The sequence below is a fragment of the Thioclava dalianensis genome (genome assembly GCF_000715505.1).
Classification (GTDB): Bacteria; Pseudomonadota; Alphaproteobacteria; order Rhodobacterales; family Rhodobacteraceae; genus Thioclava; species Thioclava dalianensis.
Window position 1 is genome coordinate 25,050 of the sequence record NZ_JHEH01000020.1, and the last position, 13,988, is coordinate 39,037.

A 13,988-nucleotide genomic window follows, 5' to 3' on the forward strand; every position below is an offset into this window, starting at 1 on the left:
GGCCGGGCGCGCGGTATAATGTCGAGGAGACGACGCGCGCGACGGGACCAAACCGCGCCGCACCAACGGATGAATACAGGAAAGGAGCCCGCCATGCGCGAGACCTACGCCACCGACCACAGCCAGAAACCCGAGGTCACGGGGTTCTTCGATCCGGCGACCAATACGATTTCCTATGTCGTGAAAGATCCGGCCTCCACGGCCTGCGCCATTGTCGACAGCGTGATGGATATCGATTACGCGGCCGGGCGTATCTCCTATGACCATGCAGATGATCTGATTGCCTTCGTCAAGGATCATGGCCTCACGCTTGAATGGTTGATCGAGACCCATGTGCATGCCGATCACCTCTCCGCCGCGCCCTATATTCAGGCAGCGCTCGGCGGCAAGCTGGGTATCGGGCGCCATATCACCACGGTGCAGGAGACCTTCGGCAAGGTCTTCAATGAAGGCACCGAATTTCAGCGCGACGGCTCGCAATTCGACCGTCTTTTCGAAGATGGCGACCGCTACAAGGTCGGCACGCTCGATTGTGTCGCGATCCACACGCCCGGCCACACCCCCGCCTGCATGACCCATGTGATGGGCGATGCGGGATTTGTGGGCGATACGCTTTTCATGCCCGATGGCGGCTCGGCGCGGGCCGACTTCCCGGGCGGCGATGCCGGTGTGCTTTACGACTCGATCCAGAAAGTGCTGGCGCTGCCCGACGATACACGGCTGTTCATGTGCCACGACTACGCGCCCAATGGCCGCGACATCCGCTGGGAGACCTCGGTGCGCGAGCAGAAAGAGCACAACATCCATGTCGGCGCCGGGAAGACCAAAGAGGATTTCGTCAAGTTCCGCACCGAGCGCGATGCGCAGCTGGACATGCCGCGCCTCATCATCCCGTCGCTTCAGGTGAATATGCGCGGCGGCGATCTGCCCCCCGCCGATGACAGCGGCAAGCGCTTTTTGAAAGTCCCGTTGAACAGCCTTTGAAGGAGCGCGCAGATGGATATCAAACGCATTGACGCAAGGCTGAGTGTCAGCCCGCAGATTGCTCCGGCGGATCTCGAAGCCATCGCGCAGGCGGGGTATCGATCTGTGATCTGCAACCGGCCCGATGGCGAGGGGGCCGACCAGCCTAGTTTCGCGGAGATCGAAGAGGCCGCCCGCGCGGCGGGGGTCGAACCCGCCTATCAGCCGATCACCGCAGGCATGGTGAGCGATGCCGATGCAGAGGCGTTTTCCGATTTGCTGATGCGGCTGCCCGGGCCAGTGCTGGCCTATTGCCGCACGGGCACCCGCTCGGCCACGCTCTGGTCGCTCTCGGAGGCGGGCACCCGGCCCGTTACCGAGATCCTCGCCGCCACCAAAGCGGCGGGCAAGGACATGAGCGGGGTCGCGCGCCGGATCGCCAATGGCGGGCATACGCCGACCGATATCGCGGATGCCACATTCGCGGTGGTGATCGTGGGGGCTGGTGCGGCCGGGATCGCGGTCGCGGCAAGCCTCAAGGCGCGCCAGTCGGATCTGGAAATCGCGATCATCGACCCGGCGGATGTGCATTACTATCAGCCCGGCTGGACGCTGGTGGGGGGCGGTGTGTTTCGCCCGGAGCAGACCGCGAAAACCATGGGCAGCCTGATCCCCAGAGGCGTGCATTGGATCAAGGGCGCGGTGGCTGCCTTTGAGCCTGCGCAAAATGCGATCATCCTCGATGGTTGCCGGGTGGTAAAATACAAGCGCCTGATCGTGTGCCCGGGGCTCAAGCTTGATTGGGGCCAGATCGAAGGGCTGGAGCAGACGCTGGGCCGCAATGGAGTCACCTCGAATTACCGCTATGACCTTGCGCCCTATACATGGCAGCTCGTGCGCGAGATGACCGGGGGACGGGCGATTTTTACCCAGCCCGCAATGCCGATCAAATGCGCGGGCGCGCCGCAAAAGGCGATGTATCTGTCGGGCGATGCGTGGGGCCGCCGCGGCGTGCTCAAGGACATCAATATCGAGTTCATGAACGCGGGCGGTGTGCTCTTCGGCGTCAAGGATTACGTCCCCGCCTTGATGGAATATGTGCGCAAATACGATGCTACGCTGAATTTCTTCCATAACCTCGTGGCCATTGACGGCCCGGCCAAGACGGCAACCTTCGAGGTGAAACAGCCCGAAACCGAGACCCGGCGCGTCACCGTGGAGTTCGACATGATCCATGTCTGCCCCCCGCAATGCGCGCCCGACTTCATCCGGGTCTCGCCGCTGGCGGACGCGGCAGGTTGGGTCGATGTCGATCAGGCCACGCTGCGCCACAAGAGCTATGACAATATCTGGTCGCTGGGCGATGTGATGAATGCACCCAACGCCAAGACCGCCGCCGCCGCGCGCAAACAGGCCCCGACCGTTGCCGATAACGTCATCGCCGATATCAAGGGCCGGGGGCCGGTGTCGCAATATAACGGCTATGGCTCCTGTCCGCTGACCGTCGAGCGCGGCAAGATCGTGCTGGCAGAGTTCGGCTATGGCGGCACGCTTCAGCCCTCTTTCCCGAAAGCCCTGATCGACGGCACGAAACCCACACGGGCGGCGTGGTTTCTCAAAGAGACCCTGCTGCCGCCGATCTACTGGAAAGCGATGCTGCGGGGCCGCGAGTGGCTGGCCCATCCCGAACCGCTGAGCCCGAAATAAACCCGTCGCGGCCCGATCTTTTAAAGGAACCGATTGTTCTATGTATGACACCTTGCACTATGGTCTGGGCGCGCTTTCGGGCGGGCTTGTTGGGCTTACTCTGGGGCTGGTGGGCGGCGGCGGATCGATCCTCGCCGTGCCGCTGATGGTCTATGTCGTGGGCGTCGCCAACCCGCATGTGGCGATTGGCACCTCCGCGCTCGCGGTCGCGGTCAGTGCCGCCACAAGCCTGAGCCATCACGCCCGCGCCCATACCGTGAAATGGCGCTGCGGCGCGATCTATGCCGGGGCGGGGATTCTGGGCGCGCTTCTTGGCTCAACGCTGGGCAAGGCGATCGATGGCAACAAGCTGTTGTTTCTCTTTGCGCTGGTGATGCTGGTCGTGGGGGGGCTCATGCTGAAAAACCGCAAGGCCGTAGGCATTCCGGGCGCGCAATGTTCGCGCGAGAACGCGGTTCAGGTCGTGGGCTACGGGCTTGGCACCGGCACGTTTTCCGGCTTCTTCGGGATCGGCGGCGGCTTTCTGATCGTGCCGGGGCTGATGGCCTCGACCCATATGCCGATGATCAACGCGGTGGGCACGAGCCTTGTGGCCGTCACGGCCTTCGGGCTGACGACCGCGCTGAATTACGCTGTCTCGGGGCTGGTCGCTTGGGGGATCGCCGTGGTCTTCATCGCAGGCGGTATCGTGGGCGGGTTGGCCGGGACACGGCTGGCGGGGCGGCTGGCAGGGCAAGGAACGCTCACCACGGTCTTCGCCGTCCTGATCTTCGTCGTGGCCGCCTATATGCTGTGGCAAAGCTGGGCGGCCTTCTAGGCCGAGCCAGCCGGGGGGAGGGGGCGCGCGCCGCGGATCGCGATGCGTGCCCCTGCCGCGTTACATAGCCCAGGGGCCGTGGAAATCCTTGCCCTCGCGGTCGGTGCGCTCAAACCCGTGCGCGCCGAAGAAATCGCGTTGGCCTTGGATCATATTGGCGGTGCCGCGCGCGGTGCGCATCGTGTCGAAATAGCTCAACGCCATCGACAGTGCGGGCACGGCCAGCCCATGCGCGACCGCCGTGCTCACCACCTTGCGCAGCGCGCCGTGATGGGCCTTGAGCAGATCGGCAAAGAAGGGCGCGAACATCAGGTTGCGGTCCGGCGCATCCGACAGCGCGCTTGCCATGTCATCCAGCATCGCCGAGCGAATGATGCAGCCGTCGCGCCAGACCAGCGCGATCTCGGGGAGCGGCAGCGCCCAGTCGAAAGGCGCATTGGCCGCGCGCAGCAGCTCAAACCCCTGCGCGTAGCACAAGATCTTGCCCGCGATCATCGCATGTTCCAGATCCTCGGCGCTCAGCGCGCCGTCGGGCAGTGCCTCGGGGCCGGTGCCGAACAGATCCTCACCCTCGGCGCGCGCCTCCAGCCGTGACGAGAGGTTGCGCGCCATCACAGCCGCTTCGATCACCGGGATCGGGGCGGCCAGATGCTGCGCCTCGATGGCGGTCCAGCGGCCCGTGCCCTTCTGGCCCGCGCGGTCCAGAATGATGTCGAGCATCGGCGCGCCGGTTTCGGGATCGGCGGTGCGCGCGACCTTGCCGGAAATCTCGATGAGGTAGGATTTCAGCACCCCCTCATCCCATTTCGCAAAGATCTCGCCGCATTCCGTAGCGCCCAGCTTCATGCCGTCGCGCATCACGCCATAGGTCTCGGCGATCATCTGCATATCGGCATATTCGATGCCGTTATGGACCGCTTTGACGAAATGGCCAGAACCGCCCTTGCCCATGAAACCCGCGCAGGGCGTGCCTTCGAACTGCGCCGCAATCGCGTTGAGGATCGGGGCCACGCGGTCCCAATCCGACCGCGCGCCGCCGCCCATGATGGCAGGCCCGTGGCGCGCCCCCTCTTCGCCGCCCGACACGCCGCTGCCCAGAAAACGCGGGCCTTGCTTTTCCGCCTCTGCGGCGCGGCGCTCGGTGTCGTGGAAATTCGCGTTGCCCGCATCGATGATCAGATCATCGGCATCGAGATAGGGCCGCAGCGCTGCAATCTGCTCATCCACCGGCTCACCCGCGGGCACCATCAGGATGATCGCGCGGGGCTTGGCAATCGCCTGCACCAGCGCCTCCAGGCTTTCGCAGGGTGTGATTTTTGGGGCAAGCGCGCCTGCAGTTTCGTGGAAGCTGCGTGTCACCTTGGTGGTGCGGTTGAACACCGCGATGTCAAAGCCTTTTTCCGCGATGTTGAGCGCGAGCATGCCGCCCATGGTTCCAAGGCCGATCAGGCCGATTTGCGCGTGTGACACGAAGCAGTTCTCCCGGATGTAAGACGCAGGCCTGAAGCAGCCCGCGTGATCGTCTAATTTGATCGAGGGGGATCTTGCCCGCGCCCCGCCCGTCTCGATTGCCCCAAAACGACGGGATTTGCAAATGCTCGGAGGGACCGCCCTGTTGCTCAGGGCCAGTCGGAAAACGTCTTGAGGCGGCTTTGGGTCTGCAACGCTGCCTCAAGCCGGGTGCTCTTGCGATACTGGCTGGGCGACATGCCCGTCGCCCGCTTGAAGAAATGCGAGAACTTGGAGGGGTCGTCAAATCCCAGCCGCTCCGCGATGGACTGGATGCTCTCATCGGTTCGGCTGAGCCAGGTCGAGGCGTCCAGCAGAACCCTTTGATGGATCAGCTCCAAGGGCGGCCGGTTAAGGCTGCGCTGGCAGATATCGTGCAACCGGTCATAGGTGAGGCTCAACGCGTCGCAATACTCCGCGACGCTTTTGCGCGTGTGATAGCCCAACTCCACGAGTTGCCGAAAGCGCAGCAGGATCTGGTTGTCGCTCGCGCTGTCCTCGATCTCTTGGCGGTGCAGCATCCGACCGATGGCGATCAGCATCAGCCGCAAGATCGCCGTGCCCGCCATCTGCGAGCGTTTTTCCGGATCGGTGATCTCATCGACCAAAAGCGGCAATAGGGGCAGGATGCTTGCCTCGACCTGCGCCCGGTTCGGCGGGGTCAGCGACACCCGGTTCAGCAATTGATCAAGCGGCAGGCTTTCCGGCCCCGCCCCGGTCACCAGCGGCTGCAACCGGCGCGCAAAGCCAATCAGCCACAGATCGGTGCCCGCCGGCACCTCGAGGCGCGCAGGCGTGGTGTGCGGCAGCAGCAGGACCGAATGCGCCCCGACAGTCATATCGCTCTCGCTCAGCACCAGCCGGGCCTGACCCCGGCGCAGCACGGCAATGAGGCCGAACCTTTCGAACGCGCCTTTGCCGATCTCGTAGATGCGCGTTCGAATGCTGGGCTCGATCCGCTCGACGCGCAGCATCGATGTCACCGTTTCCTGGCCCATTGAACCCAAAAATTCCCATAAATCGTCAAAACTAACCCATATACCGACATTTTTATTCGAGAGAAAAGCGGTGATAGTGGGCCCGGGCTGCCGAGAGGGCAGGGGAGGACCACGTGGCCAAGACCGTTCAGGCGACCGTATCAGGCGCCCAGACCACTCACGATCCGTGCAATGACCGGCTTGATGTCGGCATGTTCGTCAACGGCACGCAAGTCGCGGCCGAGAGCGGGGCAACCTTCACGCGGCTTGATCCCTCAAGCGAGCAAGTGGCCTCCGTCGCCCCTGCAGGTCGCGCGGCGGATGCCGAGGCGATGGCGGCCATCGCGGCCGCCAGCTTCGAGGCCTGGGCGCGCCTGTCGGGCCGGGCCCGCGCACAGGTGCTGCGCCGGGCCGCCGCGCTCGCACCCCGCTACGCGGACCGGTTTTTGGCGAGCATGACGAAAGAGGTCGGCGCCACACCCGAATGGATCACCTTCAACCTGCGCATCGCCACCGACATGCTACGCGCCACGGCGGATCTGGCAGAGGCTTTCGACACGCGCGCACAGGCCGGGACGCGAGCGGGCTCCGAGGCCGTGCGCGTGCCCGCGGGGGTCTGTCTGGCCATCGCCCCGTGGAACGCTCCGGTGGCACTTGGGCTGCGCGCGATTGCGTTCCCGCTGGCCTTTGGCAATACGGTGATCTTCAAGGCCTCCGAGCTGTGCCCGGTGACCCATGTGCTGATCGGCGAGCTGCTGCACGAGGCGGGTCTGCCGCCCGGCGTGCTGAGCATTCTGACCAACGCGCCCGAGCATTCCGAAGAGGTCGTCGAAACCCTGATCGCGCATCCCACGATCCGCCGGGTCAATTTCACCGGATCGACCCGCGTGGGCCGGATCGTGGCGGGGATCGCCGCGCGCCATCTCAAACGCTGCCTGCTGGAGTTGGGCGGCAAATCCCCGTTCATCGTCCTGCCCGACGCCAATATCGATCACGCGGTCGAGGCGGCCCTGCTGGGCGGGTTTCTCAACTCCGGCCAAATCTGCATGGCGACCGACCGGATCATCATCGATCACGCCATCGCGGATCGGTTCGTGTCTGCCCTTGCCGCCCGCGCGCAGGGGCTTGTCGCGGGCGATCCGCGCAGCGAGGGCGTGCGCGTCGGGCCTTTGGCCACACCCTCCATCGCCGTCCGTCTCTCTGCCCTGATCGAGGACGCTCTGGGCAAGGGCGCGGTGCTGCGCTCGGGCGGGCCTGCGCGGGCCCAGTTCATGGATGCGACCATCGTGGATCACGTCTCACCAATGATGCGGATCGCCTCGGAAGAGTGCTTCGGGCCGCTTTTGGGGATCTACCGGGTCGGGTCGGTGGAAGAGGCCGTGACCATCGCCAATGATTGCGAATACGGGCTGTCTTCGGCGGTGTTCAGCGCGGATGAGGTGGCGGCCCGGGCGGTCGCGGACCAGCTGGAAACCGGTATTTGCCATATCAACGGGGCAACGGTGGCCGATGACCCCGCGATGCCCTTCGGCGGTTTGAAATCCAGCGGCTACGGACGCTTCGGCGGCGAGAGCTGCATCGATGAGTTCACCGAGCTGCGCTGGATCACGACCCGCAAAGCCGCCGACGCCCCGCATAGTTTCTCACAACCAATGGCGGGCTCAAAGCCTTGAGCGCCGCCGATCGTCACCAACTCTGAGGAGAGAAAGCCATGACCGTTCAGTTCGTCGTCAACAATAAGGACACCGCCGCCGCAGGGGGGCAAACCTTCGACCGTCTCGATCCGGTGACAGGGGATGTCGCCTCGACCGCCGCTGCAGCCCAGGTCGCAGATATCGCCAATATCGTGAAAGCGGCCTCCGATGCATTCCCCGCATGGGCCGCAATGGGGCCCGGCGCACGCCGCGCGCTGCTCAACAAAGCCGCCGATGTGATGGACTCGAAAGCCGATGCGTTCATCGCAACGATGATCGCAGAGACCGGCTCGACGGGCCCCTGGGCCGGGTTCAACGTCATGCTGGCCGCCGGTGTCATCCGTGAAGCCGCCGCGCTGACCACGCAGATCGGCGGCGAGGTGATCCCCTCGAACAAGCCCGGCACGCTGGCCATGGGTGTGGCACGCCCCAAAGGCGTCTGCCTTGGCATCGCACCGTGGAACGCCCCGGTGATCCTTGGCACGCGCGCCTTGGCGATGCCGCTGGCCTGCGGCAATACCGTGATCTTCAAAGGCGCAGAGGCCTGCCCGAAAACCCACCGGATAATCGTGGATTGCTTTGTCGAGGCTGGTCTGCCCGAAGGCGTGGTCAATTATGTCTCCAACGCGCCGAAAGATGCCCCCGATGTCGTCAAGGCCCTGATCGAGGCCCCCGAAGTGCGCCATGTCAACTTCACAGGCTCGTCGGCGGTGGGGCGGATCATCGGGCGTCTGGCGGGCGAAAACCTCAAGCCCGTACTGCTGGAACTGGGCGGCAAGGCTCCGCTGGTTGTGCTCTCGGATGCCGATATCGACGGCGCGGTCAATGCCGCGATCTTCGGGGCCTTCATGAACCAAGGCCAGATCTGCATGTCGACCGAGCGGCTGATCGTCGACGAGTCCATCGCTGACACCTTTGTCGAGAAACTCGCGGCCCGCGCGTCGGCACTGCCCTATGGCAACCCGCGCGGTCAGGTGGTTCTGGGCGCGATGGTCAGCGTCGAGGCTGGCGAGAAGATGGACGCGCTGATTGCCGATGCCACCGGAAAAGGCGCCAAGCTGGTCGCGGGCGGCGAGCGCGACGGGGCGATCCATTCCGCCACGCTGCTCGACGGCGTGACGCCCGAGATGCGCATCTATCGCGAGGAAAGCTTCGGCCCGGTAAAATCCATCATCCGCGTGAAAGGGGATGCCGAGGCCATCGCCACCGCCAATGACACCGAATATGGCCTGTCCGCAGCGGTGTTCAGCCAAGACATCCAACGTGCGATTGCGGCGGCCAACCAGATCAACAGCGGCATCTGCCATATCAACGGCCCGACCGTTGGCGACGAGCCGCAGATGCCGTTCGGGGGTGTGGGCGATTCCGGCTTTGGCCGCTTCGGCGGCAAGGCGGCGATTGCGGAATTCACCGATCTGCGCTGGATCACCATCGAAGATCCGAACCAGCATTACCCGTTCTGATCTGAGATCAGGCCTGTGCAATGCGACGCGAGCGCGCCCTTCGGGGCGCGCTTTTTGACAAGGCATGTCCGTTCATATTTAGGGGCGGTTTTGTGGAAATTCTGTAGAGAAAAGCGCCGCGACGGGTTAGCCTTCAGACATGACATCGCCCCGTCTCACCATCACCGAACCCGCCCCGAGCCTGCCGCCGCCGCCCGCATGGGTCACGCGCAGGCGGGCCGAGAGCCTTGAGGAGGCCGCGTTCTTGTCGGGCGCGGCGCTGAGCCATCTGCATGTGCTGACGACCCACGCGGCCGTGCCGCAGGCCCTGTTGCGCGAACGCCTCGCGTTGCGCGCCGCGGAGGCTTGCGTGACCCATTCGGGGCGGCCCGAGCGCGCCCCCGATCTGCGCGACGCGGTGAACCTGTTGCGGGCAGGCGATCTGCCGGGCCCTGCGGGCGAAATTTATCTGGCATGGCGGCAAGCGGTTGAGCGACCCGTGTCGGTTGCAGCGCTGCATCGGGCGATGCCGGATCACGCGCCAGAGGGGCTCGCGCAGTGGTTGGAGGCAGGGCAAGGGGCGCCGGTGGCGCGGGTTGCCTGCGTGATCGAGACCGTGCGCGCGCAGGCGCCACGGGCAACGGTGACAGCGTTGATCCTTGCCGATGCCGCGCTCGCTCAAGCGCTTGGCTGGGCGCATCTCACGCCACTGCTCGCCCTTGGCCTGACGCGCGCCGATCTGCGGCTGACCGGAGCCGAGCTGCATCTGGCCTGCCACCGCGCGCTGAGTGCAGCCGCGCTGGATGCGGCCCGACAGGCCACGGATCTGACCCGGCGGGTCTCGCATCTGCAGGCCGTCGCGCCGAAGCTGCGCGCGAAAGGGGCGGCGCAGGCGGTGGCGCTGTTTCTCAGCCGGGACGCGCTTGCACCCGCAGCACTGCCTTTGCCGGATCGCGCCGCGCGCAGACTGTGCGACCGGCTCGTGCAACTCGGTGCGATCCGCGAGCTGACGGGGCGCGACACGTTCCGCCTTTACGGGGTGTGAGCATGGCTTTGGACCGCGAGTTGGACGATCTCCCGCCCGAGCTGCGCTGGCGCACGTGGATGCGGCGGATTGAGGCGGTGCTGTTCGCCTCGGCCACGCCGGTGCCGCGCGAGGATCTGGCGCGGGTGGTGGGGCACGCGGCCTCGGTCGATCTGCTGATTGCCGATCTCGCAGCCGATCTGGAGGGCCGCGCCTTCGAGGTCGCGCGGGTGGCCGGGGGCTGGATGCTGCGCACTCGACCCGCCTATGCCGAAGCGATCCGCGCCGCGGCGGATATCGACGATCAGCTTCTGGATCTGAGCGAATTCGACATCGCCGTGCTCGCCGCCATCGCCTATCACCAGCCGATCACCCGCGAGGAGCTCAAGGATATTTTCGGCAAGGAGATCAGCCGCGACCTCACGGGCCGCCTTCATGCGCGCGGCGTGATCGCCACCGGTCCAAGATCGCCCCGGCGCGGCGCGCCCTTTACCTTTGTCACCACCGACCTGTTCCTTGCGGCCTTCGACTTGGAGAGCTTGCAGGATCTGCCGGACCGCGAAGGTCTGGAAGATGCGGGGGTTATCTGAGCCGACGCAATCCGATCCCTTGGTTGATGGTTTTGTGGCCGAGCACAGGGTGTAATGCCGGTGCCGTCAAAGGTGTAGCCCCGGGCGGCAAACGATGGGGAGTTTTGACACTTCAACCCAGAAACTTGCGATGACCCAAATGCCCACGACCAACATGGCGCGATCTGCGCTTCAGCCGTGCGGTGTCATTCTCGAGCTGCTTCCGCCGAAGCATCTCATCGGGCAACAACTACCTTATTTCTTTTTCCATGACAAAAAGGCCGACCGGCCTCCTTCACATTGCTTCGACATGAACGCCTGTCTCGCGCTTGCGGGAACGACGATGCCTGCTTGCGTGTCCGCGTCTCTCCAGCCAGGGAAGACGGAATTGAAAACCTCAGTTTCGAGCGGTCCGGTTTTCAAGACGCAGATATCAGAGCGATGCTGCGCCATCCGCTGGAGGCTTGATTTCGAGACTGCCGAACGCGGCAAGGCGCGCGCTACTGCGCCGGGGCGAAGGCTTTTGACGGCAGGCGCAGCACGAAGGCGATTGCGATGAGTTTGAGCGCGCAGGGCACGAGCGCGTAGCTGATATTGAGCGCCTCCAACGCGCGGGGCGTGTTTTCGGCCCCCGGCTGGAAGCCCGCATATTGCAACAGGGGCAGCATCACGCCGGCTGCGATGGCCAATGTCGCCTTCGCGCTGAAATTCCAAAATCCGAACGCCTGCCCCGCCTGCAGCCCCGCGCGTTCGAGCGCTGCGGCGAAGAGCGCCGAGAGGATCACCATATCGGCGCCCAGTGCGATCCCGGAACCGATGCAGATCGCCGCGAAGGGCAGGGCGGCTCCGGGGGGTGTGGCGAAGGCGCCGATGAAGCTTACAATGGCGAGGCTCATCGAGAGGGTGAGCACGGGGCGCGCCCCGAACCGCCGCGCGAGCCGCCCCCAAAGCGGCGCGCCGATCCCGGCGGATAGGAAAAACAGGATCAGGAAAGGACCGGCGAGATCGGGCAGGCCCAACCGGTCACCCACGAAGAACAAAAACAGCGTCGAGGTCACAGCGACCGGCAGACTGTTGACAAAAGCCAGCAGCAACAGCCACCCGGCACCCGAGCCGATCAGACCCGACCAGTTCAGCCGCAGCGCCGCCGTCTGCGGCTTGTGCCAAAGCGGGCGGGCAAACAGCAGCGCCGCCACGGCCAACACGGCGATGAGGATGCCAAACGGGGCATAGCCCTCGGGCTGTCCTTCAAGCTTTCCAAGCGCCGTGGGTGCGATTGCGCCAAGCAAGACGCCGATCAGCACGCCCGTCTCGCGCCAGCTTGCCAGCCGCAATTGCGCAGAGGTTTGGCCCGAGCCCGCGAAGGCCGCGCTTTGCCCGTAAAGCAGGATCGTGCCCAAGCTATAGCCGGAGAAGGTCACGATCAGCCCGAGCGCGAGCCAAAGCGCCGTGCTCCCCACGGGCGGCACGGTGAACACGGCGAGGCATCCCAGCCCCAGCGTGATCATCGCAACCGCTGCAAATACCGCGCGCAGGCGCGACCACCTGTCGGTCATCCACCCCAAAAGCGGGTCTTGCAGGAAGTCGATGATGCGGATCAGCAGCAGGATCGCGCCGATCTCGCTGAGCGACAGGCCAAGGCGGGTGGCGGCAAAGCTGGGCAGGTGGATGTAAATCGGGATGCTCGCGGTGGCGAGGACCATCGCAAGCCCGCCCACGCGCCAGTAATCGTGGCTGCCTTCCGCGCTCATTTCGCGCGCCGCCGCTGGAGTGCCACGAAGATCCGCACGATCAGCGGGCGGAGCTTCAGAAAGACCCGGTATGCCAGTTCCAGTAGGGAGCGAAGGACGGGCCAGCGCGCGATGCGCCCAAGATATCGCCAGCGGGGAAGCTGCGACCAGAGCGCTGCAAAGGCCGCACCGCCCGAGACAAGCCGACCATCCGCGCTGTGCAGATGAAAGCGGCCAAGCGCCGCGTCGTGGCTCAAACCCTCGGGCAGTTTGACGTCAGGCTGCGAGACATCCACGAAATCGAGCGCCTCCGCCCCTTCGGCCTTTCGGTAAAGCCCGATCTCGGCACGACAAAGCGGGCAGGCCCCGTCGTAATAGACCGAGCACTGCGCAGCGGGCTGCGTGGTCGCATTCGGCTCGCTCATCGTCACCCATCCTTGTTCGGGACTGGTACGCGTGACGCGCGCGCGCGGATCTTTCGCGGGCGAGCGGGCTCAGTCGGTCAGCACCAGAAGGTCACGCTCGGCGAGGCTCAGTTCGACCGCATCCCCGATCCGCGGCGGCGGGGTGTCGGGCGTGTTGAACGTGTCGAGCGAGATCAGCGCGCCATCCACATCGACCCGCATCCGGATCGTGGAGCCAAGGAAATGCACCTCTGCCAGCCGCCCCTTGAGGATCGTGTCGCGCCCCGGCTTGCGCCCAAGCGAGACCACTTCCGGGCGCAGCGCGAGATTGATCGTGCTGCCTGCGAGCGCCCCCGGCAATTCGCGATTGAGCCCGATCTGCGTCTCACCCACGCGCACTTGCCCGGTCTTTGCGTCGATCACCGTTGCATCGAGCGTGTTGAGCGTGCCCACGAATTGCGCCACGAACCGGCTTTTCGGATGGTTGTAGATCTCGAAGGGCTCGCCCGTCTGCTCGGCCACGCCGCCATTCATCACGACGACCCGGTCGGACATCGAGAGCGCCTCTTCCTGATCATGGGTCACGAAGATCGTGGTGATCCCCAGCTCGCGCTGGATCTCACGGATTTCTTCGCGCAAAGACACCCGGATCTTGGCGTCGAGCGCCGAGAGCGGCTCATCGAGCAAAAGCACGCGCGGCTGCACGGCCAAGGCACGGGCAAGTGCGACACGTTGCTGTTGTCCGCCCGACAGCTGGAACGGGTAGCGCCCGCCCAGACCGGGCAGGCCGATCAGCTGCAGCATCTCTTCGACGCGGCTCTTGATCTGGGCTTTGGGCTTTTTGCCCACCCGCATCCCGAAGCCCACGTTTTCCGCCACGGTCAGGTTGGGAAACAGCGCATAGGCCTGAAACACCATCCCGATATTGCGCTGGTTTGGACGCAGGTTCGTCACGTCCTGCCCGTCGATGCGGATCGCGCCCGATGAGGTGCTCTCAAACCCCGCCACCATGCGCAGCACGGTGGTCTTGCCGCAGCCTGATGGCCCCAGCAGCGAGATGAACTCTCCCTGCTCAATCTCAAGGTTGAAATCCTTCACCACGCGGTTGGTGCCAAAGGATTTTTCCAGATGCTCGATGTCGAGAAAGGCCAT

General features: G+C 64.9%; 12 protein-coding genes. 7 read left to right on the forward strand and 5 right to left on the reverse strand.

What is annotated here, in order from left to right; translation table 11 throughout:
- The first annotated feature begins 93 nt into the window (after nucleotides 1-93).
- The 3 genes from DL1_RS14415 to DL1_RS14425 are packed head-to-tail and all read left to right on the forward strand — an operon-like array spanning nucleotide 94 to nucleotide 3,487.
- Nucleotides 94-984 (forward strand): MBL fold metallo-hydrolase, encoded by an 891-nt coding sequence (locus DL1_RS14415; RefSeq protein WP_038067711.1) that lies wholly within the window; start codon nucleotides 94-96, stop codon nucleotides 982-984.
- Between the two features lie 12 nt (nucleotides 985-996).
- The gene (locus DL1_RS14420) at nucleotides 997-2,670 is read left to right on the forward strand and encodes a bifunctional protein tyrosine phosphatase family protein/NAD(P)/FAD-dependent oxidoreductase (RefSeq protein WP_038067713.1); all 1,674 of its coding nucleotides are present in this window, start codon (nucleotides 997-999) and stop codon (nucleotides 2,668-2,670) included.
- A gap of 40 nt (nucleotides 2,671-2,710) precedes the next feature.
- Nucleotides 2,711-3,487, forward strand: a complete 777-nt coding sequence (locus DL1_RS14425; RefSeq protein WP_038067715.1) for a sulfite exporter TauE/SafE family protein — start codon at nucleotides 2,711-2,713, stop codon at nucleotides 3,485-3,487.
- A 60-nt stretch (nucleotides 3,488-3,547) separates the two neighbouring features.
- Here the strand turns inward: DL1_RS14425 and gndA are convergent, their stop codons facing one another.
- Together gndA and DL1_RS20945 are read right to left on the reverse strand one after the other, a co-directional pair.
- Nucleotides 3,548-4,957, reverse strand: coding sequence for an NADP-dependent phosphogluconate dehydrogenase (gndA, locus tag DL1_RS14430; RefSeq protein WP_038067718.1), 1,410 nt, complete (start codon nucleotides 4,955-4,957; stop codon nucleotides 3,548-3,550).
- Between the two features lie 149 nt (nucleotides 4,958-5,106).
- Complete coding sequence (locus DL1_RS20945; protein ID WP_081856353.1) at nucleotides 5,107-5,994, reverse strand: helix-turn-helix transcriptional regulator; 888 nt, start codon at nucleotides 5,992-5,994, stop codon at nucleotides 5,107-5,109.
- Between the two features lie 113 nt (nucleotides 5,995-6,107).
- Between DL1_RS20945 and DL1_RS14440 the strand changes: the two genes are divergently transcribed.
- The 4 genes from DL1_RS14440 to scpB all read left to right on the forward strand — a co-directional run bounded on the left by DL1_RS14440 (nucleotide 6,108) and on the right by scpB (nucleotide 10,723).
- Nucleotides 6,108-7,646 carry an aldehyde dehydrogenase gene (locus DL1_RS14440; protein WP_245739658.1) on the forward strand — a complete coding sequence of 513 codons (1,539 nt, stop codon included), beginning with the start codon at nucleotides 6,108-6,110 and terminating at the stop codon, nucleotides 7,644-7,646.
- Between the two features lie 38 nt (nucleotides 7,647-7,684).
- Complete coding sequence (locus DL1_RS14445; RefSeq protein ID WP_038067720.1) at nucleotides 7,685-9,130, forward strand: aldehyde dehydrogenase; 1,446 nt, start codon at nucleotides 7,685-7,687, stop codon at nucleotides 9,128-9,130.
- 139 nt (nucleotides 9,131-9,269) lie between these two features.
- Complete coding sequence (locus DL1_RS14450; protein WP_051693580.1) at nucleotides 9,270-10,154, forward strand: DUF1403 family protein; 885 nt, start codon at nucleotides 9,270-9,272, stop codon at nucleotides 10,152-10,154.
- Between the two features lie 2 nt (nucleotides 10,155-10,156).
- Complete coding sequence (scpB, locus tag DL1_RS14455) at nucleotides 10,157-10,723, forward strand: SMC-Scp complex subunit ScpB (protein WP_038067722.1); 567 nt, start codon at nucleotides 10,157-10,159, stop codon at nucleotides 10,721-10,723.
- A 479-nt stretch (nucleotides 10,724-11,202) separates the two neighbouring features.
- On the opposite strand, the gene DL1_RS14460 is transcribed toward scpB, so the two are convergent.
- The 3 genes from DL1_RS14460 to DL1_RS14470 all read right to left on the reverse strand — a co-directional run bounded on the left by DL1_RS14460 (nucleotide 11,203) and on the right by DL1_RS14470 (nucleotide 13,988).
- Entirely contained in the window at nucleotides 11,203-12,453 is a 1,251-nt protein-coding gene (locus DL1_RS14460; RefSeq protein ID WP_245739657.1) for an MFS transporter, read from the reverse strand.
- Complete coding sequence (locus DL1_RS14465; protein WP_038067724.1) at nucleotides 12,450-12,857, reverse strand: thiol-disulfide oxidoreductase DCC family protein; 408 nt, start codon at nucleotides 12,855-12,857, stop codon at nucleotides 12,450-12,452. Before DL1_RS14465 ends, DL1_RS14460 begins: the two co-directional genes overlap by 4 nt.
- Nucleotides 12,858-12,926: 69 nt before the next feature.
- The gene (locus DL1_RS14470; protein WP_038067728.1) at nucleotides 12,927-13,988 is read right to left on the reverse strand and encodes an ABC transporter ATP-binding protein; all 1,062 of its coding nucleotides are present in this window, start codon (nucleotides 13,986-13,988) and stop codon (nucleotides 12,927-12,929) included.

Coding starts and splice junctions, on each gene's coding strand:
- DL1_RS14415 (WP_038067711.1), top strand. CDS start 94: ATGCGCGAGACCTACGCCACCGACCACAGCCAGAAACCCGAGGTCACG.
- DL1_RS14420 (WP_038067713.1), top strand. CDS start 997: ATGGATATCAAACGCATTGACGCAAGGCTGAGTGTCAGCCCGCAGATT.
- DL1_RS14425 (WP_038067715.1), top strand. CDS start 2,711: ATGTATGACACCTTGCACTATGGTCTGGGCGCGCTTTCGGGCGGGCTT.
- DL1_RS20945 (WP_081856353.1), bottom strand. CDS start 5,994: ATGGGCCAGGAAACGGTGACATCGATGCTGCGCGTCGAGCGGATCGAG.
- DL1_RS14445 (WP_038067720.1), top strand. CDS start 7,685: ATGACCGTTCAGTTCGTCGTCAACAATAAGGACACCGCCGCCGCAGGG.
- DL1_RS14450 (WP_051693580.1), top strand. CDS start 9,270: ATGACATCGCCCCGTCTCACCATCACCGAACCCGCCCCGAGCCTGCCG.
- scpB (WP_038067722.1), top strand. CDS start 10,157: ATGGCTTTGGACCGCGAGTTGGACGATCTCCCGCCCGAGCTGCGCTGG.
- DL1_RS14460 (WP_245739657.1), bottom strand. CDS start 12,453: ATGAGCGCGGAAGGCAGCCACGATTACTGGCGCGTGGGCGGGCTTGCG.
- DL1_RS14465 (WP_038067724.1), bottom strand. CDS start 12,857: ATGAGCGAGCCGAATGCGACCACGCAGCCCGCTGCGCAGTGCTCGGTC.
- DL1_RS14470 (WP_038067728.1), bottom strand. CDS start 13,988: ATGGCCTTTCTCGACATCGAGCATCTGGAAAAATCCTTTGGCACCAAC.